The organism is Streptomyces rhizosphaerihabitans (assembly GCF_025399795.1).
Classification (GTDB): Bacteria; Actinomycetota; Actinomycetes; order Streptomycetales; family Streptomycetaceae; genus Streptomyces; species Streptomyces rhizosphaerihabitans.
This window is the reverse complement of sequence record NZ_JAODTZ010000176.1, coordinates 1-541: the sequence shown is the minus strand read 5'-3', so window position 1 is coordinate 541 and position 541 is coordinate 1. Positions and strand designations below refer to the sequence as shown.

General features: G+C 65.1%; 1 protein-coding gene. It reads left to right on the top strand.

The genetic code is table 11. From position 1 onward, the window contains the following. Positions 1–541: S1 RNA-binding domain-containing protein (locus tag N4G66_RS45280; RefSeq protein ID WP_261710166.1), on the top strand; the 541-nt coding region annotated here is incomplete at both ends.

Here is a 541-nt window from a genome sequence, read left to right as displayed (position 1 = left end):
TGGCTGGAGCAGACCCAGTCCGAGGTTCGCCAGACGTTCCTCACGACTCTGCAGAAGGGTCAGGTCCGCTCCGGCGTCGTCTCCTCGATCGTCAACTTCGGTGCCTTCGTGGACCTGGGTGGCGTCGACGGTCTGGTGCACGTCTCCGAGCTCTCCTGGAAGCACATCGACCACCCGTCCGAGGTTGTCGAGGTCGGCCAGGAAGTCACCGTCGAGGTCCTCGACGTCGACATGGACCGCGAGCGTGTCTCCCTGTCGCTCAAGGCGACGCAGGAAGACCCGTGGCAGCAGTTCGCCCGGACGCACCAGATCGGTCAGGTCGTCCCGGGCAAGGTCACGAAGCTCGTTCCGTTCGGTGCGTTCGTCCGGGTGGACGAGGGCATCGAGGGTCTGGTCCACATCTCCGAGCTGGCCGAGCGCCACGTGGAGATCCCGGAGCAGGTCGTCCAGGTCAACGACGAGATCTTCGTCAAGGTCATCGACATCGACCTCGAGCGCCGCCGCATCAGCCTCTCGCTGAAGCAGGCCAACGAGGCCTTCG